General features: G+C 58.4%; 26 protein-coding genes. 17 read left to right on the top strand and 9 right to left on the bottom strand.

The features are described 5' to 3' along the window. Positions 1 to 92: 92 nt before the first annotated feature. The 4 genes from Poly24_RS09335 to Poly24_RS09320 all read right to left on the bottom strand — a co-directional run bounded on the left by Poly24_RS09335 (position 93) and on the right by Poly24_RS09320 (position 3,033). Positions 93 to 740: a sensor histidine kinase gene (locus Poly24_RS09335; protein ID WP_145093749.1), complete on the bottom strand. Its 648-nt coding sequence runs from the start codon at positions 738 to 740 to the stop codon at positions 93 to 95. Positions 741 to 818: 78 nt separating this feature from the next. Further along, positions 819 to 1,367 (bottom strand): STAS domain-containing protein, encoded by a 549-nt coding sequence (locus Poly24_RS09330; RefSeq protein ID WP_231753548.1) that lies wholly within the window; start codon positions 1,365 to 1,367, stop codon positions 819 to 821. 7 nt (positions 1,368 to 1,374) lie between these two features. Next, entirely contained in the window at positions 1,375 to 2,406 is a 1,032-nt protein-coding gene (locus tag Poly24_RS09325) for an aldose epimerase family protein (RefSeq protein WP_145093746.1), read from the bottom strand. A gap of 111 nt (positions 2,407 to 2,517) precedes the next feature. Then, the gene (locus tag Poly24_RS09320) at positions 2,518 to 3,033 is read right to left on the bottom strand and encodes a MarR family winged helix-turn-helix transcriptional regulator (RefSeq protein ID WP_231753547.1); all 516 of its coding nucleotides are present in this window, start codon (positions 3,031 to 3,033) and stop codon (positions 2,518 to 2,520) included. 363 nt (positions 3,034 to 3,396) lie between these two features. On the opposite strand from Poly24_RS09320, the gene Poly24_RS09315 reads away from it, so the two are divergent. The 6 genes from Poly24_RS09315 to Poly24_RS09290 all read left to right on the top strand — a co-directional run bounded on the left by Poly24_RS09315 (position 3,397) and on the right by Poly24_RS09290 (position 10,640). After that, positions 3,397 to 3,861, top strand: a complete 465-nt coding sequence (locus tag Poly24_RS09315; RefSeq protein WP_197452452.1) for a hypothetical protein — start codon at positions 3,397 to 3,399, stop codon at positions 3,859 to 3,861. Then, positions 3,846 to 5,333: a sodium:solute symporter family transporter gene (locus tag Poly24_RS09310; RefSeq protein ID WP_145093740.1), complete on the top strand. Its 1,488-nt coding sequence runs from the start codon at positions 3,846 to 3,848 to the stop codon at positions 5,331 to 5,333. Before Poly24_RS09315 ends, Poly24_RS09310 begins: the two co-directional genes overlap by 16 nt. A gap of 131 nt (positions 5,334 to 5,464) precedes the next feature. Further along, entirely contained in the window at positions 5,465 to 6,541 is a 1,077-nt protein-coding gene (locus tag Poly24_RS09305) for an aspartate/ornithine carbamoyltransferase family protein (protein ID WP_145093737.1), read from the top strand. Positions 6,542 to 6,626: 85 nt separating this feature from the next. Next, positions 6,627 to 8,546 (top strand): asparagine synthase (glutamine-hydrolyzing), encoded by a 1,920-nt coding sequence (gene asnB, locus Poly24_RS09300; protein ID WP_145093734.1) that lies wholly within the window; start codon positions 6,627 to 6,629, stop codon positions 8,544 to 8,546. A gap of 61 nt (positions 8,547 to 8,607) precedes the next feature. After that, positions 8,608 to 9,846, top strand: a complete 1,239-nt coding sequence (locus Poly24_RS09295) for a Zn-dependent hydrolase (RefSeq protein ID WP_145102715.1) — start codon at positions 8,608 to 8,610, stop codon at positions 9,844 to 9,846. A 50-nt stretch (positions 9,847 to 9,896) separates the two neighbouring features. After that, on the top strand, positions 9,897 to 10,640 hold the full coding sequence (locus Poly24_RS09290) for a cysteine hydrolase family protein (protein ID WP_145093731.1): 744 nt from the start codon (positions 9,897 to 9,899) through the stop codon (positions 10,638 to 10,640). A gap of 67 nt (positions 10,641 to 10,707) precedes the next feature. On the opposite strand, the gene Poly24_RS09285 is transcribed toward Poly24_RS09290, so the two are convergent. From Poly24_RS09285 to Poly24_RS09275, 3 genes are all read right to left on the bottom strand, one after another. Beyond that, on the bottom strand, positions 10,708 to 11,277 hold the full coding sequence (locus Poly24_RS09285; RefSeq protein ID WP_145093728.1) for an antibiotic biosynthesis monooxygenase: 570 nt from the start codon (positions 11,275 to 11,277) through the stop codon (positions 10,708 to 10,710). 131 nt (positions 11,278 to 11,408) lie between these two features. Continuing rightward, entirely contained in the window at positions 11,409 to 11,606 is a 198-nt protein-coding gene (locus Poly24_RS09280) for a DNA gyrase inhibitor YacG (protein WP_145093724.1), read from the bottom strand. Beyond that, positions 11,603 to 12,307 (bottom strand): hypothetical protein, encoded by a 705-nt coding sequence (locus tag Poly24_RS09275; RefSeq protein WP_145093721.1) that lies wholly within the window; start codon positions 12,305 to 12,307, stop codon positions 11,603 to 11,605. Before Poly24_RS09275 ends, Poly24_RS09280 begins: the two co-directional genes overlap by 4 nt. A 190-nt stretch (positions 12,308 to 12,497) precedes the next feature. Between Poly24_RS09275 and tsaE the strand changes: the two genes are divergently transcribed. Then, on the top strand, positions 12,498 to 12,950 hold the full coding sequence (tsaE, locus tag Poly24_RS09270) for a tRNA (adenosine(37)-N6)-threonylcarbamoyltransferase complex ATPase subunit type 1 TsaE (RefSeq protein ID WP_197452451.1): 453 nt from the start codon (positions 12,498 to 12,500) through the stop codon (positions 12,948 to 12,950). 29 nt (positions 12,951 to 12,979) lie between these two features. Here tsaE and Poly24_RS09265 read toward each other — a convergent pair whose 3' ends face one another. After that, the gene (locus tag Poly24_RS09265; RefSeq protein WP_145093715.1) at positions 12,980 to 14,245 is read right to left on the bottom strand and encodes a PQQ-binding-like beta-propeller repeat protein; all 1,266 of its coding nucleotides are present in this window, start codon (positions 14,243 to 14,245) and stop codon (positions 12,980 to 12,982) included. A gap of 190 nt (positions 14,246 to 14,435) precedes the next feature. On the opposite strand from Poly24_RS09265, the gene ispG reads away from it, so the two are divergent. The 10 genes from ispG (at position 14,436) to Poly24_RS09220 (ending at position 24,083) form a co-directional block, all read left to right on the top strand. Beyond that, the gene (gene ispG / locus Poly24_RS09260) at positions 14,436 to 15,578 is read left to right on the top strand and encodes a (E)-4-hydroxy-3-methylbut-2-enyl-diphosphate synthase (RefSeq protein WP_145093712.1); all 1,143 of its coding nucleotides are present in this window, start codon (positions 14,436 to 14,438) and stop codon (positions 15,576 to 15,578) included. 66 nt (positions 15,579 to 15,644) lie between these two features. Further along, positions 15,645 to 16,316, top strand: coding sequence for a GDSL-type esterase/lipase family protein (locus Poly24_RS09255; protein WP_197452450.1), 672 nt, complete (start codon positions 15,645 to 15,647; stop codon positions 16,314 to 16,316). Positions 16,317 to 16,427: 111 nt separating this feature from the next. After that, positions 16,428 to 16,592 (top strand): hypothetical protein, encoded by a 165-nt coding sequence (locus Poly24_RS26980; RefSeq protein WP_197452449.1) that lies wholly within the window; start codon positions 16,428 to 16,430, stop codon positions 16,590 to 16,592. Between the two features lie 92 nt (positions 16,593 to 16,684). Further along, a complete protein-coding gene (locus Poly24_RS09250; protein ID WP_197452448.1) occupies positions 16,685 to 17,794 on the top strand; it encodes a hypothetical protein in 1,110 nt (369 codons plus the stop codon). Between the two features lie 172 nt (positions 17,795 to 17,966). Beyond that, positions 17,967 to 18,287 carry a hypothetical protein gene (locus Poly24_RS09245; RefSeq protein ID WP_145093708.1) on the top strand — a complete coding sequence of 107 codons (321 nt, stop codon included), beginning with the start codon at positions 17,967 to 17,969 and terminating at the stop codon, positions 18,285 to 18,287. Then, positions 18,284 to 20,506 (top strand): hypothetical protein, encoded by a 2,223-nt coding sequence (locus tag Poly24_RS09240; protein ID WP_145093705.1) that lies wholly within the window; start codon positions 18,284 to 18,286, stop codon positions 20,504 to 20,506. Before Poly24_RS09245 ends, Poly24_RS09240 begins: the two co-directional genes overlap by 4 nt. Beyond that, positions 20,503 to 21,453 (top strand): ABC transporter ATP-binding protein, encoded by a 951-nt coding sequence (locus Poly24_RS09235; protein WP_231753545.1) that lies wholly within the window; start codon positions 20,503 to 20,505, stop codon positions 21,451 to 21,453. Before Poly24_RS09240 ends, Poly24_RS09235 begins: the two co-directional genes overlap by 4 nt. Further along, positions 21,450 to 23,072 carry a hypothetical protein gene (locus Poly24_RS09230; protein WP_145093702.1) on the top strand — a complete coding sequence of 541 codons (1,623 nt, stop codon included), beginning with the start codon at positions 21,450 to 21,452 and terminating at the stop codon, positions 23,070 to 23,072. Before Poly24_RS09235 ends, Poly24_RS09230 begins: the two co-directional genes overlap by 4 nt. A gap of 55 nt (positions 23,073 to 23,127) precedes the next feature. Beyond that, positions 23,128 to 23,691, top strand: coding sequence for an RNA polymerase sigma factor (locus Poly24_RS09225; RefSeq protein ID WP_145093699.1), 564 nt, complete (start codon positions 23,128 to 23,130; stop codon positions 23,689 to 23,691). Then, entirely contained in the window at positions 23,688 to 24,083 is a 396-nt protein-coding gene (locus Poly24_RS09220; protein ID WP_145093696.1) for a hypothetical protein, read from the top strand. Before Poly24_RS09225 ends, Poly24_RS09220 begins: the two co-directional genes overlap by 4 nt. Before the next feature lie 160 nt (positions 24,084 to 24,243). On the opposite strand, the gene Poly24_RS09215 is transcribed toward Poly24_RS09220, so the two are convergent. Further along, positions 24,244 to 26,133 (bottom strand): c-type cytochrome, encoded by a 1,890-nt coding sequence (locus Poly24_RS09215; protein ID WP_145093693.1) that lies wholly within the window; start codon positions 26,131 to 26,133, stop codon positions 24,244 to 24,246. Between the last annotated feature and the right edge of the window lie 63 nt (positions 26,134 to 26,196).

The following is a 26,196-nucleotide window of genomic DNA, read 5'->3' as shown; positions in this document are numbered from 1 at the left end:
CTGCGGCGAAGTAACCATTGCTGTCAATGGCGAGCGGACGCCGCTAGCCGAATCCATTTTAATTAAAACGCAGCCAACTTGCGACGCACGTTTCATCGGGGCAGGGAAACTTCGACAACCGTTCCGCTGCCGGGTTTCGACGAGATCGTCGCCGAACCATCCAACAGTGCAGCCCGCTCATGGATTCCTTTGAGTCCGTAGCGGTCGACCCCCACCTCGGCTTTATTGAAACCGATTCCGTTATCCTGGATCGAAACGATCAGATTGCTGTCGACAAATTTCGCGTCGACTTGAATGGTTTCGGCCTTTGCGTGCCGCAGTGCATTGCCGACCGACTCTTGGACGATCCGGAAGACGCCGCGTTGCATGGCGTCACTGATGCTACGCGTGGCAGGTTCGAGATGGAATTCGATCGCGGTTTGACCGCCCGCCCCCGCGATATTTGCCCATTGCGCAATCGCAACATGCCAGTCCGATTCGTCCAGTTCCGGCGGACGCAGTCCCGCCATCAACCGGCGTCCTTCGAGCACTGCACGGGAAAGCAGCGTGCATAGATACTGCAACTGTTCCGCCGTAGGAGCTTTGCCATCCATGCTCCTCGCCTGCAGCGATTCGGCCTGCATCTTCGCCCCCACCACCCACTGCATCAATCCGTCGTGCAGTTCGTGGGCCATCCAGGTCCGTTCCAGCTCGGCTAGTTCGGTCGCGGATTGTTGGGTCGGATCTTTTGGATTGTCCATCACGCTCGCAGTTGCTCTCTAGCGATTACAGCTGCAAGATTTGAGTCCTCGTTGGGAGACTTTCAATCTGGCCAGCTGTTAACCGAACCAGCTCTTCTTGCCGAAACTAGCGATTGCCTTGTCTTCAGCAGGTTTGATGTCGAACACTTTGTTCAATTTAGTAATTTTAAAGACTTCCATGACGTTCGGCGATACCTCACAGAACTTCATCTCAACGCCCGCCGCCTTGCATGACTTGCTCAGCGTGACCAGCTTGCTGATCATCGCCGACGACATGAAGGAGACGCCGCGGAAGTTCAGCAGCAGCTTTTTGTGGATCGCTTGAGGAACCGCGCTCTGAAGTTCTCCGCCGACCTGTTCGATGCGTTGGCTGTCCAGAATCTTTCCATCGGAAAAATAGACAACCACGACTTCTTCTTTGACTTCGATTGTGGTAGCTGCCATAGCTCCTGCTTTCAATTGATCGGAGAACGAGGAAGGAGATCGCGCCGCTGCCGTGGCAGGGGGTAGATCGTGATCTGCGACAAGATTACCACGCCGCCAAAGACGCTGCAATCGACCCCGTCGCAGCGGTATGCCGATTCCCACAGATATGCCAAACTCCGTCCTGCGCGGCACATCGGCCATTGCAAGACTAGGCCAAACCAAACCGATGGACTGTCGTTTCGCGGAACGTCTCGCCAGGATTCAACCGCGTCGATGCAAATGCCGGCTGATTCGCGGCATCCGGAGGATGTTGGGTTTCAAAACAGAACGCTTCGTGCTGCCCAAAGCCTCCAGCGTCGGCCTGGCCACTCAAATGATTGCCGGTATACAGCTGCATGCACGGCTGGGTGGTCAGGACTTCCATCGTGCGACCGCTGGAGGGATCAACGGCCAGCGCCGCCGACCGCAACTGTCCCGGCGTGCCGCGCACGACGTAACAATGATCGTAGCCTTTGGTCTCGGGCAACTGATCGATCCGATCGCCGATCGCTTGCGGTTCTCGGAAGTCCAACACGCTACCAGCCACATCGATCTGGCGACCGGTCGGGATAAGGTCGTCATTGACCTCCAACGATTGATCGGCTTGGATCGTCACGATGTGTGTTCGCGCGGTCCCCGAACCGGCCAGGTTCCAGTAGGCGTGATTGGTCAGATTGAGATGGGTCGGCGCGTCGGTCTGTGCGGTAAAGGCATACGCCAATTCGTTGTCGTCATTCCAAGTGAATTCGACCGTCGTGTCGAGCTTTCCTGGATAGCCTTCATCACCGTCGGGACTGACCAACCGCATCCGCACTCCCACATGGGATGGCGTCTGGATCGGTTCGGCGGTCCACATCAACGCGTCGAAGGCGACCAAGCCGCCATGCAAATGATGAGCCCCCAGATTCTTGGCGACCTGGTATTGGCGTCCATCGATCGAAAACTGGCCGTTGGCGATACGATTGCAAACTCGACCAACGGTCGACCCGAAATACGGATGCCTCTGCAGATAACCTTCCAGTGACGAAAAGCCGAGATTCACGTTGGCAAGCTTGCCTTCACGATCGGGGACGTTGACGCTGACGATCGTCGCGCCGCGATCGATCAATTCCACCGAATTGCCGTGATCGTTCGTCAATTTAAATCGCGTCACCGGCTGGCCGTCAGTTGTCATGCCAAACGGAAATTGTTCAATCTTCATGTCTCTTGTCTTTAACTTGTGGCCGTGGCGGATCGTTCGAAGTTGGACGCGCCGATAACGCAGCAACTTACCAATTGCCGCCCCGGTTTGCCACTCGTTGTACGGCCCGGTTCACGCTTTCGCCGCAGGCCCCGACAAATCGTCGTGGGCGGTCGGAATGTCGCCCGAGGTCAGGTGGGGCGAGGCGTCGATCTGATCGGCATCCATCAACGACGCCACGCGCTGCAGTGTCGAGAGGATCTGCAACCGTTCCCAATCTTCAAGCGTCGAAAGTGCACCACGAAAACGGTCTTGAAGCAGCGACGGCGAACCGCTCAGAAATTCAATGCCCGCGTCGGTCGCTTGAACATGGACCGAACGCCGGTCCGAAACGCTGGGTTGACGTTGTATCAAGCCACGACGCTCCAATCGTTGCAAGATTCCTGTAATCGTTGCTTGGCTCAAATGCACCGCCCGCGAGAGTGACGTCGGCGACACCGGTCCCAAACGTTTGATCTCTTGAAGTACGGCCAGTTGCGGGCCTGTCATTCCATGCCCATTAACAAGCTGGCGCGAGTGGAGATCGACCGCGCGGATGATCTGCCGAATCGCGGCCACAATTTGATCTTCGTTCGAAAGCTCAGGCACCTTAGTCATCATTCCTATCGTTCACGGGGCGCCATCGGTCCCTCGGAATCGCCCCCTTCGAATACGGTATTCCGGCGACGTCGGCAGCTCCGACAACCCTCTTCGCTTGGTGTCAATTGGCCGCGGCAATTGCAATGAGGCACGATTGTGACTCCTGCCGCCACCGTTCGCAACACAACGGAGCTAACCTGCGGACATTACTTTCAGCTCAAAGCATTTTCTGCTACGATGGATCGCGCCGCCAGTAGTGGCATTGCTTTCATTCGATGATGAGACACATTCCATTCGCCTGATCACCGCGAACTCATCATTCGTGTGCTTACAGCACGAACTAGATAATGCCACCACAATGAGGACGGTTGCTTGCGATTGGCTGCTGTTGCCCTAGCGTTTCTCTTCTACATTTCCTTCGCTGCTGCCGCGGAAGATCCGCTGCGATTTTCGGAAACCGAATTCACGGAAATCCAAGAAGGATATCTGACGCTGCGATGGAACGAGATCGCCGACGCGGCGGAGTACCAGGTGGTCGACGACGCGGAGGTCTCCCGTTACAAGGGCTTGTTCCCCGAAGCGTTCGTTTCCGGGCTAGCCAATGGAGACTACCGTTTTCATGTCCGCGCCTTCGATCGCGACGGCAACCTCTTGGCTCAGTCGACGATTCCCGCGGAGGTCCACGTTCAACATTGGTCGCTGTCGTTTTCGTTGATGTTGATGGGATGTGGATTCATCGTCTTCTTAGTAATCATTGGATTGATCGTCGTCGGAACGTGGCAGACGAGGCAGACGGGACCTCGACGCGAAGGGAGTGAAGCATGTTCGATGGATTGATTTTTGCCAACACAATCCTCAGCCCCAATGCCGGCTACGCGTTGCTGATCATCTTTGGTGTGGTCTGGGTTGCTCTAGGCGTCTGGTGGGGCCGACAAGCGAAATCGTACGACGGGTTTGCCGTCGCCGGCCGTAACGTCGGACTCGCCCTGGGAACGGCGACCGCTGTGGCGACGTGGATCACGTCGAACACGACGATGCTCGCACCACAGTTCGCGCTGCAGCTGGGTGTCTGGGGCGCGTTGACCTATTCGACTGCCAGTTTTGGATTGTTCGCCTTTGCGCCGATGAGTGGCCGGATTCGGCAACTGATGCCTCACGGTTATACCGCCGTCGAATTTGTACGCCGTCGCTATGGACAACTCGGGGCGATCCCGTTCCTGGTCATCTCGCTGTTCTATGCGATGACGTGGTTGATCTCGATGGCGATGGCGGGCGGTAAGCTGTTGAATGTTTTGTCGGGCATTCCCTACGAAGTGGGCATGACGGCGGTGCTTGGGGTCTGCGTCCTCTACACGCTCTTCGGCGGGATGTATGCGGTGATTGGAACCGATTTCATTCAAAGCCTCATTATTCTGGTTGGGCTTGTGGTCGTCGCCGTCGCGGTGCTGTTGCACGTCGACGTTGCCGATGTCCATAGCAACCTGGAAGTCCAGCGGCCGATGCTGTTGTCGGTCCTTTTTCCCGCTGCGATGATGGCCGTGTTCAACAACATGTTATTCGGGTTCGGTGAGATCTTTCACAGCAATGTTTGGTGGAGCCGAGCGTTTGCGATGCGTGAGGGGGTTGGCCCGAAGGCTTACGCACTGGGCGGCCTGTTGTGGTTGCCGGTGCCGATTGTCGCGGGCTTCTTGGGACTGGCTGCCCCGGCGCTGGGGATTGGGATCAGCCAACCTGATATCGCCGGTCCGTTGGTGGCGGCGACGCTGCTGGGAACCGGCGGTGCGCTGTTTGTGTTTGTGATCGTCTTCTGTTCATTGGCTTCGAGTATCGACAGCCTATTGGCCGCGACCAGCGACCTGATGGTGAACGATATCTTCGAACGCGCCGCCGGAAACCCACTCTCCGACGCGACCAAACGCAGACTGTCGGTGCTTAGCATTCTAATTCTGGGGCTGATCGCCTGGGCCGTTGCGTGGGCCAATATCGGCACGCTAGCAACCGTCCTCTTTTTTGCCGGTCCGATGGTCGGCAGCTGTATCTGGCCAATCGTTGGCGGACTCTATTTCCGCCGACCTAGTCCGTGGGCTGCAGGAGCGGCGATGGTGGTCGGGAGCAGCGTCGGTCTGGTTGCCTACTTTACTATCGGCTGGTTCGTCGCATCATTGATTGGTGCGACGGCATCGGGAATCGTTTTCGCGTTGCTGACGTGGCTGCTTCCCGATCGTTTCGAATTTGACCAGTTGTCGCAACCCGTGGCACCACCGGGTGAGTCGCCATTGGTGGCGGCGGTGGAAGGGAAGATTGTATGATATTTTCGGTCTGGTTCTTAAAAGTCATCGTTTACGGTGGCCTGCTGTTATGTGCTGCTGGGGCAGTGCTGTTAATTGTGTTCCTGGTTTGTGACTCACTGAAAAAACGCATCTGGTAGGACATCGATTCGATGAATGCAGAACAACAACGATCGCTTGCGTTGCAAGCCAACGCGAGGAATTCCAAAGGGCGGTTGCTTGATCCTCAACAACTGTTGGATCGGACCGACGGGAAAGTCGACCGCGATGCGCTCGAAGCGCTTGCGGGACAATCCATCTTAAACCCCCGTCAGTTCGACCGCCGCACGGTAGTTGCGATCGCGCAACTCGCGGCGTTGTTGGAGTCGCGGAACGTCGAGATGGAAAAGCCGTTGGACGGCAAGATCGCGATCACGGCGTTTTTCGAAGCGAGCACCCGCACGCGACTCTCCTTCGAAAGCGCTCTGCTGCGACTCGACGGCAAAGTCCTGTCGGTCCCCGATGGGCAAGTGACCGGAATCGCCAAGGGGGAATCGCTGGCGGACATCGGCGAGATGTTCAACACCTACGGCGATATCGTGATCATGCGGCATCCCGATACCAATTCGCTCGAAGAGATCCAGAAGAACCTGCAGCGTCCGTTGATCAACGCCGGCAATGGCAGCGGGCATCACCCGACTCAAGCGTTGATCGATTGGTACGCGCTGCTGAAATGGCGTCCGGAACTGTGCAGTCCCGATTGTCCTCCCGAGCGGAGGATCCACTTGGGAATCATCGGCACGCCCGGATCGATGCGAGCGGTAAAAAGCTTCCTGCGGTTGTCGTTGATGTTCGCTGGCGCGGTTTCCAAGATCACGCTGGTCTCGGAAATGGCCGATCCAGTCGGGCTCGATTTGACCGAACCGATCGAACAATCACCGATTCCGATCGAAGTTACCAACGATGTGCAGAAAGTTCTGACCGAACTGGATGTCGTTTATGTCAATTCGATCGCCTTCCTCGGCGACAGCTATCGAAACCTCGATGGCCGCTACAAATTGGAACTCGCCAGCGATCTGAAGCCGGAGGCGGTGGTGATGCATCCATTGGCCCGCAACGATGAACTCTCCGAAGACCTCGACGACACCGATCACAACCTCTACTTCGCCCAAGCGGCCGGTGCGGTCTTCGTCCGCCAAGCGCTGCTGGTCTCGGTGCTCCAGCGACTCAATCGAATCAGCGATCTTTAGCACCGCCGGAACGTGCGCGCGACCCTCGGCGTCGCGCCACCGCTGAAACCCACTTCGACACGAACTGTACAAAGCGAACTCAATCATGTGTGGAATCACCGGATTCTGGAACCCATCGCGAACCAGCGAACGTCAATTGCGAACGGCGCTCGACCAAATGCTCGACGTCTTGGATCACCGCGGTCCCGATGATCGCGGCAGCCGGCTGTACGTGGAACAAGGGCTCGCCCTGGGACACACTCGGCTATCGATCGTCGGTTTGGATCACGGCCATCAACCGATCGAATCGCGCGATGGCGACCTGGCGGTCACGGTCAACGGCGAACTGTACGGCTACAAAACGCTGCGAACTCAGTTGGCGTGTGAGACGCTGACGACCAGTGGCAAGAGCGACAGTGCGATCACGCTGCCGCTGTACCGCAAATACGGCCTCAGCTTTGTCGAACATCTGCGCGGCGAATTCGCCGTCGTACTTTACGATCACCGCGAAAAACGGCTGATCCTGATCCGCGACCGGTTTGGCGTCAAACCGCTCTACTACTCCGTCAACGACAACGGAATCGCTTGGGGATCGGAGGTCAAATCGATCCTCAAACATCCCGACATCCAGCCGCGGATGTGCCCCAAAGCGGTCATCCATCAGATGATGCAGGTGATGGTGCCGGGCTCGACAGCGTTCGAAGGGGTCCAGGCGTTGCAGCCGGGGCACATGTTGATCGTCCAAGAGCGCGATGGTCGCTTGGAAACCTCGCTGAAGCGGTGGTGGGACCTGGAATTCCCCGAATCGCACGTCGAAAACGCCGATCCGGCAGAATACGTGCAAGGCGTTCAAGATCGCTTGATCGACGCGGTCGCGACGCGGTTGGAAGCCGACGTGCCGGTTGGTTGTTATCTGTCGGGCGGGATCGACAGTTGTTCGATTCTCGGGTTGGCGACGACGCTGCAACAATCGCCGATCAAAGCTTTTACGATCGCGTTCGACAGCGACGAATACGACGAATCGAACATCGCCAAACTGATGGCCGAGCGTACCGGGGCGGAGCAAGAGTTGCTGCTGCTGACCGAAAAGGAACTCTACGGTCCTGCCTTCGAACGAGCCACGTGGCACGCCGAACGAACCTTCTACAACACCCTGGCGGTTGCCAAGTGGCACATGAGCCGCCGCGTGCGCGCTTGCAATTACAAAGCGGTGATCACGGGCGAAGGGTCCGACGAACTCTTTGGCGGCTACCCATTCTTCAAACGCGATTGGCTCGGGCGTGAGGACGACGCGGGGATCTTTGCCGGTGCGATCCTGGCCGAAGAAGACCTCCAACACACGGCTTGGAACGATCTGTGCGGCTTCACGCCTTCGTGGATCCAACCCTGGATGATGACGCTGGCCCGCGTGCGGCCACTGTTATCGTCGTCGATGCAAGATCTGATGCAGCAGTACGATCCGGTGGCCGAAGTCGCCGGAGCGATCGATCCGAATCAGGTCCGCGGCCGGCATCGCTTGGACGTCTCGCAATACACCTGGTGCAAGACGATGCTCGAAGGGCAGATCTTGACTTGGGGTGGCGACCGAATGGACATGGCCAACAGCATGGAAGCTCGCCCGGCGTTCCTGGATCACCACATCGCCGAATACGCGGTCACGATTCCGCCCGACGTGCGGATCCGCGATGGAATCGAAAAGTGGGTGTTGCGAGAAGCGATGGTCAACGTCTTGCCACGCGAACTGTACGAGCGAAAGAAGTTCGCCTTCATGGCTCCGCCAGCCCATACGTCGCCGGTGATTCGAGCCGCGCTGCAAGACATGATCGATCATTGGTTGACGGACAGTCGGATCGCGGCCTTGGGCGTCTTCGACACGCAAAAGTTGCGTGATTTCATCGACCAAGCGTGGAAGGAGACCGATCATACGATCGCTCGCCGCAACGACATCATCATGAATCATGCGTTGCAGTTGCACATCCTGCACGGCCAATACATCGAAGGCATGCCGTTGCCCGCTGTCGATTGATTCATTCAGTGCGGCAGCTTGATTTGCCGGCAACGTTATTCAAATAGGAACCATGATGGAAATCCGCGTCGACCTCGAACGCATCAAACGAGACATCCTGACGCTTGCCAAGATCGGCCGCCGCGAATCCGATCGCGGGATCTATCGGATGGCGTTCACCGACGCCGATATCCAGGGCAAACAGTGGCTAACACAACAGATCGAACAAGCGGATCTGGTCGCGTCGACCGACGGAGCGATGAATATCTCGGGAGAGCTTCCCGGAACCAGTGACGCCCCGCGTGTGCTGGTCGGTTCGCACATCGACACCGTGCCGTGCGCCGGTGCACTGGACGGAACGCTTGGCGTCGTGGTCGGTTTGGAGTGTCTGCGGACGCTGCGAGAAAACGGTTTCCAACCCGAGCGGACGCTCGAATTGATCGCGTTCAGCGACGAAGAGGGCCGTTTTGGTGGGATGTTTGGTTCGCAAGCCGTCTGTGGCCAACTGAACCCTCAATCGTTGGAAACGACGACCGACATGAACGGCGTGCTGTTGCGCGAAGAACTGGCGCGGCACGGCCACGATGCGTTGGCGGCCTTGGACGCGGCGCGGGTCCCCGAATCGATCGCCGCCTATATCGAACTGCACATCGAACAGGGACCGGTCTTGGATCGAACCAAGAAGGCGGTGGGAGTGGTCGACGAGATCACCGGCCTGTTCACCTGGGCGGTCACACTGCGCGGCGAAGCGAATCATGCCGGGACGACACCGATGGAGATGCGAAACGACGCCTTCATGGGCTTGGCCGATTTTGCACATGAAATCCCACGGATCTTGGAAGAGAACGGCAGCGAACGCAGTCGCACGACGATCGGCAAAGTGCAGATCCTGCCGGGGGCTACCAATACGGTCCCCGGTCTGGTCGAATTCTCGTTGGACGTACGCGATACCAGCGAAGTGGTACTCGAGGAACTCGGAGCCGCCTTCCGCAAAGCGCTCTCGGCAATCGCTCGCCGCCGCAATCTGATGTTTGAGTTTGCGCAGAAGAGTTATCTGCGGCCGGTCGCTTGCCATGACGCAATCGTCCAGCTTCTGATGAACCAAGCCAGCGAACTGGGCCTAGATCACCTGAGGATGCCCAGCGGAGCCGCGCACGATGCCCAGATTATGGGAAGCATGGTCCCGGTCGGGATGATCTTTGTGCCCAGCAAAAACGGGCAGAGTCATTCGCCTGCCGAATGGACCGCCTGGTCAGACATCGAAGCGGGAGCAAACTTGATGTTACAAACCTTGGTGCAGCTGAGTTCCGCCACCAACTGAAAACTCTTATTCCCAACCCGTTCAAAAACCGCTCCCAGGAAAAGTTGCCGATGACCGATAACGAACACGTCGATCCGCTCAAAGAGGTCTATCACGAATCCTTTGTCGAGAACCCCGCCCATCGAGAGTTTTTGGTCGAGGGGCGGACAGCGCTGTTGTGTATCGATCTGCAATACCTCGATGCCGCTCCGGGGCACGGCGTTTTTAAAGATGCGATGAACAGCGGAGTGCCTAAGGCGGCGCAGGAATATTACTTCGATCGTCTGCAGCAGACCGTGTTGCCGAACGTTCGCGGTCTCCAAGATCGTTTCCGCGGCCACGGTTTAGAGGTCATTCACACGCGGATTCAAGCCCTCACCCACGATGGCCGCGACCGTAGCAAAGGACACCGGCGGCTTGGATTGTTGGCGGCCCCAGGATCGCGTGAAGCCGATTTCCTGGAGATCGTCGGGCCCGACGAATCTCGCGATGAGATCGTGATCAACAAGACAGCCAGCGGCGTCTTTTCGTCGACCAACCTGCACTATGTGCTAAAAAACATGGGGATCGAATCGCTGTTTGTCGTCGGTGTCTACACGAATGAATGTGTGGAAACAACCGTTCGCGACGCCTGCGATCTTGGATACCTGGTGACCGTCGTCGAAGACTGCTGTGCCACAGTGACGCCCGAACTGCACGAAGCTTCGTTGGCAACGCTCCGCGATCGCTACTGTCGGATTTTAACGTTCGCCGAGGCAGCAAGTATGCTCGAACCGTTAATCCCTGCGCCTTCGAAAGTCGGCAACTCTCATTAGGCGATCGACCGAACGCATACCTTTCGGGGCCATCGCTCAGCGAGCGTCGACCGCTGCGACAGCCCGTTCAATGCTTGTGCAACCACGGTCGCATCCATTTCGTTAAACATGGCATCACAAACCAAGTTAACGTGATCACGATCGCCAACGAGACCACGGCGGAGACGGCGACCGGATGCAACAGCGTCAAACGGGGACCAAGCAGGTGCGACCAAAGTAACGCGGTCGGGAAGACACCACACCATGTAACCGCCGCCATTTTCCAGCGTGGTAGCGCGGCGGCTCCAGTGCCTCGAAAGAACGCTTCGAGACCATGCAAGGGTCGGATCACCGGTTCCCCCTCCACCAGTTCCGCCGTATCGATCTTGTACTGTTTGAACATGTCCGAGCTGTAAAACTCGCGGCTGTGCGCCTCGCTTTGGAACGATCGCAGGATGCCGAACTCGCGGCTGCCGCTACCGGGCGCGGGGCGAATCAGGTGGACTCCGGTCGTACCTCGATAATCGAGTGAGCGTTGGACGAACCGAATCAACACCTCTTCAAATTCCGCCTCCCTGCCTTCACGCACGTTCAATGTGATCGCACAGTGAACTCCCGCTTCAGCTGCGGAGTGTTTTTTTACAGCGCCCAGATTCATCCTTGACCGTTCCTACGTCGTTGTTTTTCAAGGCGCCCCGCCCGATCTCGCCGGATTCCATGCTTTTCAAAAGCGCTGTAAAACATCGGCCGAATGGAGCATCGCAGCAACCGTCTCCAGGCTGCCAGCGATCACTCTTCGTTGCGATATTCCACCGGCACGTCGCCGGGGTCCCCTTCGTGCGGCAAGCCGTGTTCTTCGTCCAACCAGCGGCCGAGGTCGACCAATTGGCAGCGTTCGCAGCAGAACGGTGGCGTCTCGGTTTCGTCCATCACAAACCGGGTTTGGCAGGTGGGACAGCTGACCCATTGGGGCGTTTCAGGTGTCATTGCGGGAATCCTCCAAGCGCGTGCAGTAGGGACTGGATGTCTTCGTGAACGCGCGACGTCGCACGAACGACCATCACGCGGTGCATGCCATAATAATGAACGGCTCCCGGCCCGCCTTGAGCGCTCCAAAAATCGGGAGATACCGTCCGCGTGATCAGTTCGATCAACAGGAATCCATTATCGGGACCGGGAGCAAATCCGCCACCGGGCAGACGCGTTTGCGGCGCGTCGGACGAACCTTCGTTGGGCGAATCCCCTGCCGCCGTGGAAAGCGTTTCTGGCACCAAGTCCTTCCCCGCCGCAGCCCGCTCGTCCAGCAACCGCTCCAATTTTTCCAGCTGCTGATCGAAGCCGGCCGGTTTTTCGATCTCGTCTCTTTTTAAAGCAACTTGGATGTCGTAACGCACGTCCAACAGCCGTCGGCGGGCTCGCGCGGCCAGCCCTTGCAGGACTTCGCTGGTCGAATAGCGGTCGTCGCTTCGCATCGCCGCACACATTTCGCACAGCTCGATCACCGCCGCCGAATGCGCCGCCGTCGCGCGAGTTGTCGCTTCGCGTTTGAGGGCACCACGCAGTTCGAGCGTCCATTTCGACAGGTTGGGGCCCGCGTCGGGATGCTCGCCGCCAGAGGCTAGCGACGCCCAGGCCGCCACGACAATTGCTAGTGCAGCGTTGCATCGGCGCGATTTAACGGTAATCATTAGGTTTCAATCCTTTCCTCGATGCCCCTTTCCATCCTACCGGATCCGTCCCCTCCTGGGACGTTGCCGCTATTGTTTGCCAGTGGCCGCCTCGAAGTTTTTTGCTCCCATTCCAAACGCTTCCCAGTCAAACATTCAGACTACCCGCGGAGTCTCTTCCTCTCCGATGCACAACCATCAACTATGTCGAATGTCGATCCACTCGCTGGACGACACCGATCGTCTGGGACGAATGCTCGCCCAGCGGTTGCCCGACCGCGCCACGATCGGCTTGGTCGGGACCTTGGGTGCCGGCAAGACGAGGTTGGTGCAAAGCGTCGCCGCCGCGATCGGCGTCCCCGAGGGAACGGCGACCAGCCCGACGTTTACGCTGATCCAGCCCTACCACGCGGCGAACAAAAAGATCTATCACGTCGATGCCTACCGCGTGAACGATCTCGACGAGTTCCTGGAACTGGGGATCGAAGAGTTGATGGAGGAACCAGGCGCTTGGGTCTTCGTCGAATGGGGCGATCGGGTCGCCGATGTTTTTCCAGACGAGACACTGTGGTTACGGATCGAAGTCGCCAGCCCGACGCAGCGCGAGGTGACCTTCTTCGGCGATCCGGCGGTTTGGGAGTCGCTGTTTTTCAACAGCCTCTAATTCCCAAAGCTTCGCCTCTCAAGAAGCTTCTATTTTAAAGCGACACAGACGACGCTGCCGCTGGCGGTGCGACAGTAGATCAATCCATTGGCCAGCACCGGCACGGTCCAACACCTGCCGTCGAGCACCTTCATTTCGGTCAGCGGTTCAAAACCTGAGGTCGATGCGGGGCCGATCAACAACTCTCCGTCAGTCGTGAGCACGATCAAGTGCTCGCGCGTCGCAGCGATCGCTCCGGGGCGAATCGAATCGTCAGCCCAATGGACTTCGCCGCTTGCCCAGTCGATGCATTTGAGCGTTGGTTCCGCCTCCAGATCGCCGTCGACACCATACAGCGCGTCGCCGATCCGGACGCAGCCATTCATCTGATTTTGCATCAGCTTGTGTTTCCAGACGATCTCGGGTTTGTCATCGGTCAATCGCAGCAGCGCACATCCGCGGTTGTATCCCGAACAAAGGAAGACGTGCCCGTCGTGAACGATCGGATCGGCCGCGTTGCAACCAAAACTGGTCAGCCACCGCTGTTGCCAGATCGCTTCTCCGGTCGCCACATCGACGGCCGAAAAGCTGCGTCCCGAAGGGAACATCGCTTGCGTCTTGCCCTGCCAGTCGAAAATCACGGGCGACGCGTATCCCGCCTCTTTGTCCCCCGATTGCCAAACCAATTTGCCGTCGTCAAGGTCGACCGCAACGCCCGCTTCGCCGACGGTCAGCAGCAACCGATCGCCAAACACTTGCGGCGATCCGCCAAACCCCCAGCCGGGGATTCGGATGTTCGTAGCGTCGACGATCTGTTGCTGCCAGACGACTTTGCCGGTCGCCAAGTCCAAGCAGAAGAGATCTCCCTGCCGCGCCAAAACGTAGACTCTTCCTTCGTGGACCGTCGGCGTCGACGTGGGGCCCCCTTCGAAATCGCGATTGTCCAACGGTGCATCATAAGAATGCCGCCACTTCAACTTTCCCGACTCGGCGTCGAAGCAGAATAGGGTGTCGACCGATTCGGAATTGCCGATTGTCAGCGCGTTCCCATCGGCGACGACAAAGGTCGAAAACCCCGTCCCCACCTCGCCGCGCCAACGCACTTGCAGCCCGTCAGCGGCCAGCTTTTCCGCGGGCAATGATTCGTGGGAAACGCCGTCGCGGTGAGGCCCTCGCCACGCGGGCCAATCATCTGCTGCTGCGTCGACCAGACACAATGGCACCCACAGCAGCGATGCCAGCAACAAGCGAGGGACACGTCGACCGCCGGCCAGGAAACCGGAGCGTTGGTTCGTTTTAGAAAAGCAAATTTTCATCGATGGCGTTGGGGAGGCTGCGGGAATCGGATGGGCCAGGATTTTCAGTCGGAGGGCTGTGAAGATCGTCAGACCATGATAATCGCTGCCGCTAGCCCGACTGCCCGAGAATCGGATATCGATTAGAATGGTTGGCGGCTGCCCCCGCGGCGGCGATTCATTTCAGCATATCAGAACAGGTTGATTTTTTGTGACTATTCAACGCAATCCAACCCGCCGCGTGCAAATCGGCAGCGTCGTTGTGGGCGACGGCAACCGGATCGCTGTTCAAAGCATGACGGCCACGAAAACGCAGAACGTCGAAGCGACCGCCGCTCAGGCAAACGCATTGCACGCCGCCGGAGCGGATGTGGTGCGAATCGCCGTCGATAGCGAAAAAGATGTCGCCGCGTTGGCGGAGATCCGCAAGTTGACCCAAGCGAATTTGGCCGTCGATCTGCAGGAGAACTTCCGCCTGGCCGAGCTGGTCGCCCCCCATGTCGACAAGATCCGCTACAACCCAGGGCATCTCTACCACCACCAAAAGGATAAGCCTTGGCAGGAGAAGGTGGAGTTCATCATCAATCAGGCCAAACGCCACGATTGTGCGATTCGGATCGGTGTCAATTGTGGCAGCGTCGACCCGGAGAAGGCGAACAAATACGATCCCGAGGATTCGATCACGCCGATGCTCGAGAGCGCCTGGGAGCATTGCGAATTCGTCGATTCGTTGGGCTTCGATCGCTACGTCGTTTCGCTCAAGGACAGCGATCCCGATAAGGTCGTCGAGGTGAATCGGCGGTTTGCGGAAAAACGCCCCGACGTGCCGCTGCATCTGGGAGTGACCGAAGCGGGAATGCCGCCCGACGGAATCATCAAGACGCGGATCGCGTTTGAACAATTGATCGGCCACGGGATCGGCGACACCGTTCGCGTTTCGTTGACAGTCCCCAACGATCGCAAGCAAGAAGAGATCGAAGCGGGCCGCGGGATCGTCGACGACATCGCGTCGGGACGCGTCCGCAGCGTCGTCGTCTTCGATCGCAATTCGTTGAACATCATCAGCTGTCCCAGCTGCTCGCGTGTCGAAAACGAAGCCTTCGTCGATCTGGCCGCCAAGGTCAAAGAGATGACCGCCTACGCCAAAGAACATGCAATCACGATCGCCGTGATGGGCTGCCGCGTGAACGGGCCGGGCGAGACCGACGACGCCGATCTTGGGCTTTGGTGCGGTCCGAATCACGTCAATCTGAAACGGGGCCCCGAAGCTTTGGGAGCTTACAAATACGATGAGATCCTGCCGGTCTTGAAGCAGGAACTCGACCAATTAATTGCGGCACACCACGCCGGCTGAGACTATACTCGGGCTCTTTCAAATCCCCTGCATCATTGAACCCCAGCTGCCCTCGGAGTCTTTCACGTGATCCTCAGTCCTCGCCGAATCGTTGCCCTGGCCATTCTCTTTGTCGCCGCTGGAGTTAGCATTTCCGAGGCGCAACAAAAAGCGAGCCGCTGGGAAAAGACGATCGCTGGATTTGAAGCGGCCGACGCCAAAAATCCGCCTCAACCCGGTGGAATCGTCTTCACCGGCAGCTCCAGTGTGCGGATGTGGGACTTGAAGAAAAGCTTCCCCGACCTGCAGCTGGTCAACCGCGGCTTTGGTGGTTCGGAGATCGCCGATTCGACCGAATTTGCTCCCCGTTTCCTGATCCCTCACAAGCCGCGACAGATCATTTTGTACGCTGGCGACAACGATATCGCCAAAGGGAAAGACGCCGCGGCGGTGATCGAAGACTTCCAACAATTCGTCAACACGATTTCGACGGCGTTGCCGGAGACCAAGATCGCTTTTTTGGCGATCAAGCCGAGCATCAGCCGGTGGAAGTTGTGGCCGACGATGAAGGCGGCCAACGAAGGGATCGCGGCGATCTGCGAGGCCAATCCGAAGCTGGATTTCATTGACATTTCGCCCGACATGTTCGGCGACGATGGAAAGCCCGATCCGGCGTTGTTCGCCAAGGATGGATTGCACATGACTCCGGCGGGATACGAGCGTTGGACCGCTAGAGTCCGAAAAACACTTGGCTGGTAAGCGATTCTACGCTTTACTGCTGCAGGGCCTCTTCGGCGATTACGCTCGGCAGCACCACCACCCTCCCAGTCCGGTTTCTCCATCGGGGTCCGCCCTCGCCGGCGCGATCCGATGCGACCGGGAACTGCCGCCGCGATCCCCGGCCTGCCCGCCGCCCAGGTGTCCGACGACAAGGTTTCACTCACTGGAACAACCATCGTCGGCGAAGTGAAATTTGCCGCGATGCGGTCGAAGAAGCTGATCTCGCTGGTTCCCGCGAGGCTTCGATTTTCCTAGCCTGATGGTGCGGTTGCCGATCGGCTTGAAGAGGTTCCCACGCGACCCAGCAACACGTTAACGACATCCAAACAGGAAGAGCAGAATCAGGTATGGAAAACGCGATCCCAACCAACCAGGACATCGAAACAAGCAGCACCGATACGTCTGCCGAAGCGAGTACCACCGATCAGATGAGTGCAACGGCGACCGAAGTGGTTTCCAGCGACACCGCAAGCGATTCGAGCAGCAGCGACGCCGTGATCTCCAGCGATGTTGCAGCCTCCAGCGAAATGGAAATCTCCGGCGATGATGATTCCAACGTTGCCGTTGTCGCGATGAACGAATCGGATGCGAGCGATGAAGATGTCACCGAGGCAGCTTCGGATGCCGCGGAGGATGATCAGGCGGGGGAACCGGACGTCATCGCGATCTCCAGTTTCGAAGAACTCGATTCGGCGAGCGAGCCGTTTGTTGGGCGTTGGCAAAACCTGATCAGCACGACCAACTGGGAAAAGGGACGGATCATCCATGAGTGGCGCGAGGCGTTGATCGAATCGGATGCTCCCGCGACGGAATACTCCGACGAAGCGTGGGCGAAGCGCGTCGGCGGCGTCACCAGCCCGCACGTCGGTCGTCTGCGACGCGTTCACGAAACGTTTGGTTCGTCATACGAAACCTATCCCGGTCTGTACTGGAGCCACTTCCTGGCGGCTCTCGATTGGGACGACGCTCCGATGTGGCTCGAAGGGGCGATGCGAAGCGGTTGGTCCGTCTCGGGGATGCGTGAACAGCGTTGGCAATCGATGGGAGCCGTCGACCAGGACCGCCCGCAAGCCGAAGACATCGTCACCGCCGATCCCGACGAAGATGTCGTCCTGCCCGCTCAAGGTGGCAGCAACACAAAGTTCGATGACGAATCGGGCGATATCTCGGCCGGACCGGCTCCCGAAGGTCCCGACTTTGGCGACGAGGACGAACAGGATCTGGGCGGCAAGCCGCTGCCGACCGCTGAGTTCGAAAAGGGGGACGACATCGAAGCCGCTCCCGTCGCTCAGCCGTTCGCCGGCCTGCCCGAACTGCCACCGGACATGTCCGAAGCGCTTGAGATGTTCAAACTGGCGATCCTGCGTCACAAGGCCGCCCAGTGGGGCGACGTCTCGCAAGAGACGGTGTTGAAGGTGATCAGCGGCTTGCAAGCTCTGGCAACAAACGAAGTTTAGTCGCCGCCGCGATCGAGCGATCGAAATCAATGGCAGACCACCGCGTCTGTCGGTTGGACAGGACAAGGCAGACGACGCGTCTGCCTCACGGTTCCCTGCGAGCATGTTTCAGCAGAACACGCTACACTAGACGCTTCTTTTCGAATCGATCCACGCATCGATAGCGTCTGCCATGTCCAACATCTCATCGGAACCCCATGCATCGTCCGAGCGAGCGATGCCACAGTGGTCGCTGCGTTTTTTAATGCTTCTGGTCACGCTGTGCGCGATGCTGATGTGGGTCTTTCGCGCCGCGATCCTCGAAAACGTTTTCTGGGCTCAATGTGTCGCGGTGGTCTTGGCGACGGCGATCGGTTGTTTTGCGATGTACGCGTTGGCCTTTGCGCTGGCGTCACTGTTTGCATCGATGACCGGATCGATCTTGCAACCGACCCGTTCGCGGTTGCAGCCGCCGGTCGTTGATCAACGCGATGCCGCGGAGGAGCCACAGTGATCCGATGCGTCTGTTTCTATTGGCTGCTTGGGGCGACTGCGATCATTGGCAGCGGTCCGTCGTTTGGCCAGGATGGTGCCGGTTTGGTCCATATCGGCGCGCTGTCGACGTTGCCGCGACAACGCAGCGTGGGGATGACGATTGCGACTCCCAAGCTGGCTGCCAACGGATACCAACCGCTGTATTTGCGTTTGTTCCCAAAAACGCCAACGTTCCCCGCCGACCGAACCTTTGATGTCGTCTTGTCGCCACGCGGCAACGATACCACGCAACTCGATTTCGATTTCCATGTTCGCTGCACCGTTCCGCAGGATTCGACGGGGGAGCGGTTTGTCGTCTACGTTCCTTATTATGTTCCTTGGAGCCAGCTGACGGTCCAGTTGATCGAATCGGGGGAGCCGGTCGAGAAGGGACGAGGGACGTTTTCGATCGATAGATTGGAGACGCGTTACGCGGAACAGCACACGTCGGTTGGCATCCTGCATCCATCCCGCAACGTTGCAAACGCAAAAGCAGCAATGGCAGCAGCGCCGTCGGCGCGATACCCCGACGTGCGCTCGCTGGTCACGCTGCTTGGCGATGGTCCACTCGACGAATCGACCGACAAGAAAAATCTTAGCGACACGGAGTTGCGAGACCTTGCGACACGAGTCCAGTCGGCTTGGGTTCAGTTCCGTGCGATCGACAGCGATCCGCACACGATGTACCGATCTTGGTTGGGGTATTCGCAGTTGGACGCGATCATCGTCCAGGCATCGACGCTCCAGGAGATCGCGCGTCATGCGGAGCCTTTTAAGGCGTTGACCGATTGGATTGCCGCCGGTGGGAATCTATGGATCTACGACGCCCAAGGTTTTGAATTTCCCATCGGTAGCGTGCAATTGAAACCGGTGGCGGCGGGAAAAGTCGCCGACGCGTCGGCTGTCCGACGATCGCTCGATCTGAACGCGGCCAACGATACGACCCCGTTGGAGTTGGAACATTGGGGCGAAGTGACAAAACAGTCTCAGAATTGGGAATGGCAGCAGCTTGGCGTGGAACTGTCGCTGCGGAAAGAGGTCTTCGAAGCGATGGAGAAGGAGAAGCATCCCGCCGCGGCGATTCAATCGCCATCCGAACTGAGCGCGATGTTGAGGACGACGCGCATGGGGCTGGGGACGATCACTGCGATCGACGATCCCTATCCCTTTCCCGGTTCGTTTCAGTTGTGGCAGACGGTTCGCGATCTCTACGGTCCGAAACAACTTGTTTGGACGCAGCGCAACGGAATCGATGTGCGTCGCGGCGACGATCATTATTGGAAGTGGTTGATCGAAGCGGTGGGCGGGCCGCCGGTGAAGTTGTTCTTCGCTCTGAACACCCTGTTTGTGATCGTGATTGGGCCGGTCGGCTACCTGTTTTTCCGCAGGCACGCGCGGCTTCACTTGCTCCTCTTTTTCGCTCCCGCCTTGGCGTTGTTGTTGACGTTGGGATTGTTCGCTTACGCATTGCTGGCCGACGGATGGCAGACGCGCGTCCGCGCACGGCAACTGACCTGGCAGGATACCGATGCCGGCTATTGCGTTTCGCAAAACCGGCAGACCTATTTTTCTTCGTTTGGTCGCGCCGATGGCATTCAATTGCCGGATCAGACGGCGCTCTTTCCGATCCGCAACACCGCGGTTCAGAACCGCTATCGCCCTCCCAGCAACCAGAGCTCGCGGCGCGCGATCGATGCTTCGGAGACCGACTACCGCTACACGGGACAGTTTTTGCCGGCACGGACTCAGGTGCAATACATGACGCTGCAACCGCAAGCGGTCCCGCCAAAAATCGGCTTCGATCGGTCGGACGATTCGTTGTTGGTCCGCAATCAATCGGCGCACCCGCTGGCGTGCGTTATCGCTGCCGACGCGAAGGGGCAGTTGTGGGTTGCACGCGACGTACCAGCGGGTGAAGCGGCCACGATGAATCGATCGCAAAGCACCTCGCCCAACACGTTGATCGACGTCGCCCCATTGCGGATCGATTCGCCGGTCCCCGTTCTTCATAACGATGGTTACAGCAATCATTCGACCAACGCGGAGCTCACGTCATTGGAACAGCAGTTAAATCAATGGCTCGGTTCGCTGCCGAACGATCATTTTTTGGCGACGACGCAGTTGCAGAGTGATGCGTTGGGCGTCAGCGACGCTCGGACCGAGGGAAGCGTCCACGTGATCATGGGAGAGCTGCCATGACCACCGGATACGACGGACCGATGATCGAAATCCGCGACCTCTGCCGCAGCTTTGGCGATACGCAAGCGGTCGACCATGTTTCGTTTGAGGTCCCCCGCGGCAGCGTGTTCGGCTACATCGGCCCCAACGGAGCCGGGAAGACGACCAGCATGCGAATCCTCGCGACGCTCGAACTGCCCACCTCCGGCGACGCCTTGGTCGAAGGACTTTCCAGCGTGAACGATCCCGATCGGGTGCGCGGTCGGTTGGGATTCATGCCCGACAGCTTTGGCACCTACGGCGATACGAACTGCATCGAATACCTCGACTTCTTCGCCCGTTCTTATGGTTTGGTCGGTCGCGATCGTACGCGGCGGTTGCGTTGGGTGATGGAATTTACGGGGCTGCGTCCGCTGGCGACCAAGCCGATGCGGGGACTCAGCAAAGGGATGCGCCAGCGACTTTGCCTGGGACGCGCCTTGATCCACGATCCGGCTGTCTTGGTGTTGGACGAACCGGCGGCGGGGCTGGATCCGCGAGCCCGCATCGAATTACGTCAGATCATTCGGGCGCTGGCAGCCGATGGCAAGACGATCCTGATCAGCAGCCATATCCTGACCGAACTGGCGGAGATGTGCGACCGGATCGGGATCATCGAGCGAGGCAAATTGTTGGCGACTGGAAGCGTCGATGACATTCGTCGCACGCTGCAACCGACGCGTGACCTTTTGGTTCGCGTCGCGTCGGACGACGCCCGAGCACTCGAGATGCTGCAGTCCGATTCGCGAGCGAACAACGTTCGCCAGGTCGATGGCGCGATTCGGTTTTCGATCGCGGGGGACGAGGCGGATCAGGTGGCGATTTTGCATGCGATGTGCGACGCGAGGTTGGAGGTTTTGGAATACACGCCGCAGCACAATTCCTTGGAAGACGTGTTCCTTCAAGTGACCAAGGGGCAGGTGCAATGAACGAACCAATCACCGCGGAACTGGTCGCTGAGGACCTTCCAACGACCGAACCGGTCGAATCCGACGACGCTTACCATCGCTACGTCTGCGACGTCGATCGCACCGGATTTTGGGGTACGATCGATCGTTGGAGCGATCGCGCGGCCCGGTGGCTGAATCCGATCTTGATCAAAGAAGCGCGGCAGTCGCTGAAGAGTCGTCAGTTCAGCGGAACGTTTTTCTTGCTGCTGATTGCCTCGCTGTTTTGGATGACCGTGGGGGTCGTCACGCTCGCCCCGGATATCTATTACGTGCCGTCGGGTGTCTACATGATGACCGGCTACTATTTCCTGTTAGCGATTCCGATGCTGGCGATGGTCCCTTTAGCTGCTCACCGTTCCTTGGCGGCCGAACTGGATGAGGGAACGTTTGAGATGCTGGCGATCACAAAGCTCTCGGCGCTGCGGATCGTGACCGGGAAGCTGGGAAGTGCACTGCTGCAAATGCTTGTCTATTTTGCGGTGCTGGTCCCCTGCTTCGCCTTCTGTTACCTGTTGCGAGGTGTCGACCTGCCGATGATCGCGACAACGATTGTGGTCGTCTTCACAGTTTCGGTCTTATTGACGACCTGGGGACTGCTGTTGTCGACGGTCGCGGAAACCCGAGCGACCCAGATGTTGACGCTGCTGATGCTGTTGGCGACGATCTTTCTTGCCGAGATCTTTACGGCGATCTTCGTGTTAAGCGCTGTCTATTCTCAGGAATTGATCTGGGATCTCGAAGCGTTGTTGTTCACCGCACTCTTCGGTCTGGTTGCGGTTTCGTGCATGGTGCTGTTTGTCAAAGCGGCGGCGTCGCGGATCGCTCCGGTCACCGAAAACCGATCCACGCCGCTGCGTTGGATTATGTTTGCGCAACAATTGATCTGGATCGGCAGCATCGCCACGTTGGCTCTTTGGTCCAACGACGACGATGTGCTGATGTTCGGCTGTCTCATGTTGGGCGGCTATTGGCTGTTGATGGGAACGTTGATGTTGGGAGAGTCGGTCGATTTGAGTCCCCGCGTGCTTCGCACATTGCCCGAAACGACCTTGGGCCGAATGTTTCTGCTGTGGATGATCCCCGGCCCCGGCACCGGATACATGTTTGCGTTGACCACGGCGGCGACGGGGATCTTGTCGTTGGGAATGTGCAGCCTTTTGGTGGCCCGATCGATTCAACCGCTGGTCTTTGCGCTGTTGATGATCGGATACCTGCTGATGTATTTGTCTGCCGTCCGCTTGATTATGCTGGTTCTATCGCGGCGATTTGGGCATTCGATGGGGCTCGCGCTTGCCGCGATGTGCAGTCTGTTGGTGCTGGGAATCGTGGTCCCGTCGGTCTTCATGGCGATCGTGACCGGTTCGCCGTCGTCGTTCTATGGCGTTCAGGAAACGACCAATTGGATGTGGACGATCTTCCGCGTTTTCGACGATCAGAAATTGGATGAAGCTGTCGTGGCCGCGACTTTGGTTGTCGGAGGCGCCTTGGCGATGATCAATCTGTTCCTGTTGTTCCGCGAGTTTTCGTTCCGCCATGTCGCGACACCAACGCGCGTGAGTGAAGACGAAGCGGCCTCGGCGATATTAGACAATGGGTGAGACTTTTAAAGATTTTTAGACAAATCTTCCCGGTTCGCGCATCGAGCATGGCAGTATGAGTGACATCGACCCCATTTCCGAGCAGGTTCGCGAATGTGCTGACCGCATCGCTGAAAGCGGTGCTGCGGCGCTCTCGGGGCTCTACGATTTGACCTCCAGCCGGTTGGTTCGGTTTGCCACAACGATCACTCGCAACCAACACGATGCCGAAGATGCGGTGCAGTCGGCGCTCGTCAAAGTGGCCGACAACCCGCGGACGCTTCGCCGCGCCGAACGTCCCTGGCCTTACCTGTTGCAGATGGTTCGCAACGAGTCGTTGCTGATTTTGCGACGCAAGAAACGCTGGCGGTTCGCAACGGGGATCCTGGATCTGTTGACTCGATGTCCGGTCGATGAATTGGAACAGGAGGAGACGTATCGGCTGGTTTGGACGGCGATGCGCCGTTTGCCACCGAAACAAAGCGAAGTCGTTGCCCTGAAAATTTGGGAGAACTTTACTTTTGCACAGATCGGCGAGGTCTTGATGATCTCGCCGGCGACCGCAGCAAGTCGATACCGCTATGGAATCGCCAAGCTGGAGATCGAGTTGCGGGGTGACGAAGTGGAGGAGCGGCGATGATGGGCGACCACGATTTTGTCGACGCCGATCCTGGCGATCCGCCTGCGATCGAAGCGATCATCCGATCTGCCGGCGAGTACGTTGTCGTCTCGGACGATCTCCGACCTCGCACGATCGAAGCGGCGATGGATCGGCAGGGGCTCGCTGCGACGCGCCGCCGCGTCCGCTGGGCTGCGTTGGGAGCGGCGTTGTTTCTGGCGGTGTCGATCCCGTGGATCCGTTCGTACGATGGCGGCGGGCTGCATTCGGTTTCCCCCACGACGGCGGAGATTCATCAAGCCGCGTTGCGGTACGCAGCGGAAGCAAACATCTCGCCCGATTGGGCGCTGCAAAAAGTGCTCGACGACCTCCGCCGTTCGCAAGCCGAGCGACTGGGCCAATCGATGCGATAGCCGCTAAATAACGCTTCGCATCCCATTGCCCCCGACGCAATAGCTACCGGCAACGTCCTCGCTACCGCTCGGTTACACCCTCTCGCGGCGAAGCCATGGGAGGGCCCAAAAACGAACGTTTCGTAAGCTTTTCGGAGGGGCATTCCATTTCGATCGTTGCCTATGGCTTCGCCGCTTCGGCCGATTCGAGGTAGGACATCAGTTCGTAGATCTCGTCTTGAGTGAAGCGATCCATCAGCGCCTTGGGCATCATCGACTGCGATGATTTGTTCATGATGTCGATGTCGTCGCGATCGATCACCGTCGGCTCTTTCGATTCGGGATTGGCCAACAGCGAGATCGTCTTCTTGTCCTCTTCGACGACGATTCCCGAGATCGCTTTGCCATCGAGGGTCAGGACGACGTGGACGACATATTTGGGGTCGATCTTGTGCGAAGGATCGAGGATCTCCTGCAAGACGCCCAACCGGTCTCCCTTCCAACGCGCGACGACGTCGGTCAGGTCGGGACCGACCGCCCCCCCTTCGCCTTGCATCTTGTGGCACTGTGCACAGCTGGCTTCGGTGAAGATTCGCTTGCCGATCTCTGGGGACCGACCGCGGAGTGCGAGGTCGAGATCCTGCTTAAAATCATCGACCGTCCAACTCTTGATAAACGCCCGATCGTTGCCGATCGGATCCTTCGGTTCGACGGGATTCTTCAGCCACAGATCGAGATCTTCGACCACGACCATCACGCCGTACATCCGCATCCAGTGACGAGGAAAAGTGCAGACATAAGGATATTCCCCCGGCTGCTCCGGCGCGGTGAAGGTCAGCGCCTCGCGCTGGTGCGCTCCGACCATCGATGTCGAATGCAGCACTTTGTCGCTGTCGGGAACGTGCATTTTTCCGGACGGCCCGGGAGTCGAATCCATGGCCGAACCAAGCTCCGCAACCTCTTTCAAGTCGCCCGGCGTGGTGATCACCAGGTTGTGCGGCATCAGGTCTTCGTTGACCAAAACGACCTGCACCTCGCTCCCCGCTTGAACGACGAAATAGGGAACGTCGTATCGCATCTCCTCTTCCACCGCGTGGATCTGGACGACGCGGACGGCGATTTCACTGAGTCGCTTGCGGACGTCGCGCGCCTGGTCGACCGGCATCAGGCCGATCAATTGATCGACCAATTGCATCGCGTTCAAAAAAGCGGGCTTGGTCCGATCGGCGGCGGGGGTTGCTTCGGCCAGCTGCATCAGCTTGGCGACGACTTGTTGAGCGATCGAGGGATCGCGGTCGTCAGCGGGGACCTTTAATAGCGTCGAGACCGCTTCGGCGACCAGCGGCTTTTCGGCGATCGTTTTTGCAACGCGGCGAAACGTGTCGGCTTGGTCGGCCGGAATGCTGCGGAGCGCACCGATCGCAGCGCGACGCATTTGCTTCTCATTTGATTGCTCAAACAGTTCGATCACATGCGCTCGCTGCGACGATCGCAGCTTAGGTTTGGGTAGCAGCGAAATCGAATCTAAATAGTCGAGCTTGCTGTTCGAGCTGGCGGTTGCCAGTTCCCATGCCTGATCCGATTGATCTCCCGCGATCAGACCGGCGTATCCGACGGCGCGAAGCATCGCCGAATCGGAAGCGACCGCGTCGATCAAGGCTTGCTTTTGAGCCGCCAGGTCTGCGGTCGACTGAGCCAGCAGCATCGCGGCCAACTGGCGGCCGACTTCTTTCTCTTCGGAATCGCTTTCATCGAGCCCCGAGATCGCAGCGAGCAGTTCGGTCGCCGGGCTGGTACCGTTGAGCACCGCCAATCCTTCGGCGGCTTGTTGGCGGTCCTGTCGAGACAGGCCACCGCGAGTCAGGATCGTGGCGAAGACAGGTTTGTATTTGGGATCGTCGGTGGCGCGAGGGACCATCACCAATTGCTCGTTGGAGAGCCGATTGAGTTGGAACATCACCACCCGCTCGCTCTTATCGAGGAAGAGCCGAGGCGGCTTGGGATCGGCTGCCGTCGCGGTCGATGTAAGGACAAACAGGACGATGCCGAGAGTCAGCGCGTGAAGCTTCATACGTGTGAATCGATTGAAAGGAACGATTGGGAGCGACCAGAAACGTTACGGGCTCCCGAATCG

Origin of the sequence: Rosistilla carotiformis, assembly GCF_007753095.1 — a bacterium.
In the GTDB taxonomy this organism is placed as follows: Bacteria; Planctomycetota; Planctomycetia; order Pirellulales; family Pirellulaceae; genus Rosistilla; species Rosistilla carotiformis.
This window is presented reverse-complemented; position numbering and strand designations above follow the sequence as displayed.

What these genes read in the sequence shown, in the direction of transcription:
- Poly24_RS09325 (WP_145093746.1), bottom strand. Translation starts at nt 2,406, where the DNA reads ATGAAGATTGAACAATTTCCGTTTGGCATGACAACTGACGGCCAGCCG.
- Poly24_RS09280 (WP_145093724.1), bottom strand. Translation starts at nt 11,606, where the DNA reads ATGACACCTGAAACGCCCCAATGGGTCAGCTGTCCCACCTGCCAAACC.
- Poly24_RS09335 (WP_145093749.1), bottom strand. Translation starts at nt 740, where the DNA reads ATGGACAATCCAAAAGATCCGACCCAACAATCCGCGACCGAACTAGCC.
- Poly24_RS09265 (WP_145093715.1), bottom strand. Translation starts at nt 14,245, where the DNA reads ATGAAAATTTGCTTTTCTAAAACGAACCAACGCTCCGGTTTCCTGGCC.
- Poly24_RS09230 (WP_145093702.1), top strand. Translation starts at nt 21,450, where the DNA reads ATGAACGAACCAATCACCGCGGAACTGGTCGCTGAGGACCTTCCAACG.
- Poly24_RS09225 (WP_145093699.1), top strand. Translation starts at nt 23,128, where the DNA reads ATGAGTGACATCGACCCCATTTCCGAGCAGGTTCGCGAATGTGCTGAC.
- asnB (WP_145093734.1), top strand. Translation starts at nt 6,627, where the DNA reads ATGTGTGGAATCACCGGATTCTGGAACCCATCGCGAACCAGCGAACGT.
- Poly24_RS26980 (WP_197452449.1), top strand. Translation starts at nt 16,428, where the DNA reads ATGCGACCGGGAACTGCCGCCGCGATCCCCGGCCTGCCCGCCGCCCAG.
- Poly24_RS09285 (WP_145093728.1), bottom strand. Translation starts at nt 11,277, where the DNA reads ATGAATCTGGGCGCTGTAAAAAAACACTCCGCAGCTGAAGCGGGAGTT.
- Poly24_RS09250 (WP_197452448.1), top strand. Translation starts at nt 16,685, where the DNA reads ATGGAAAACGCGATCCCAACCAACCAGGACATCGAAACAAGCAGCACC.
- Poly24_RS09290 (WP_145093731.1), top strand. Translation starts at nt 9,897, where the DNA reads ATGACCGATAACGAACACGTCGATCCGCTCAAAGAGGTCTATCACGAA.
- tsaE (WP_197452451.1), top strand. Translation starts at nt 12,498, where the DNA reads ATGTCGATCCACTCGCTGGACGACACCGATCGTCTGGGACGAATGCTC.
- Poly24_RS09305 (WP_145093737.1), top strand. Translation starts at nt 5,465, where the DNA reads ATGAATGCAGAACAACAACGATCGCTTGCGTTGCAAGCCAACGCGAGG.
- Poly24_RS09245 (WP_145093708.1), top strand. Translation starts at nt 17,967, where the DNA reads ATGTCCAACATCTCATCGGAACCCCATGCATCGTCCGAGCGAGCGATG.
- Poly24_RS09330 (WP_231753548.1), bottom strand. Translation starts at nt 1,367, where the DNA reads ATGGCCGATGTGCCGCGCAGGACGGAGTTTGGCATATCTGTGGGAATC.
- Poly24_RS09275 (WP_145093721.1), bottom strand. Translation starts at nt 12,307, where the DNA reads ATGATTACCGTTAAATCGCGCCGATGCAACGCTGCACTAGCAATTGTC.
- Poly24_RS09215 (WP_145093693.1), bottom strand. Translation starts at nt 26,133, where the DNA reads ATGAAGCTTCACGCGCTGACTCTCGGCATCGTCCTGTTTGTCCTTACA.
- Poly24_RS09235 (WP_231753545.1), top strand. Translation starts at nt 20,503, where the DNA reads ATGACCACCGGATACGACGGACCGATGATCGAAATCCGCGACCTCTGC.
- Poly24_RS09310 (WP_145093740.1), top strand. Translation starts at nt 3,846, where the DNA reads ATGTTCGATGGATTGATTTTTGCCAACACAATCCTCAGCCCCAATGCC.
- Poly24_RS09220 (WP_145093696.1), top strand. Translation starts at nt 23,688, where the DNA reads ATGATGGGCGACCACGATTTTGTCGACGCCGATCCTGGCGATCCGCCT.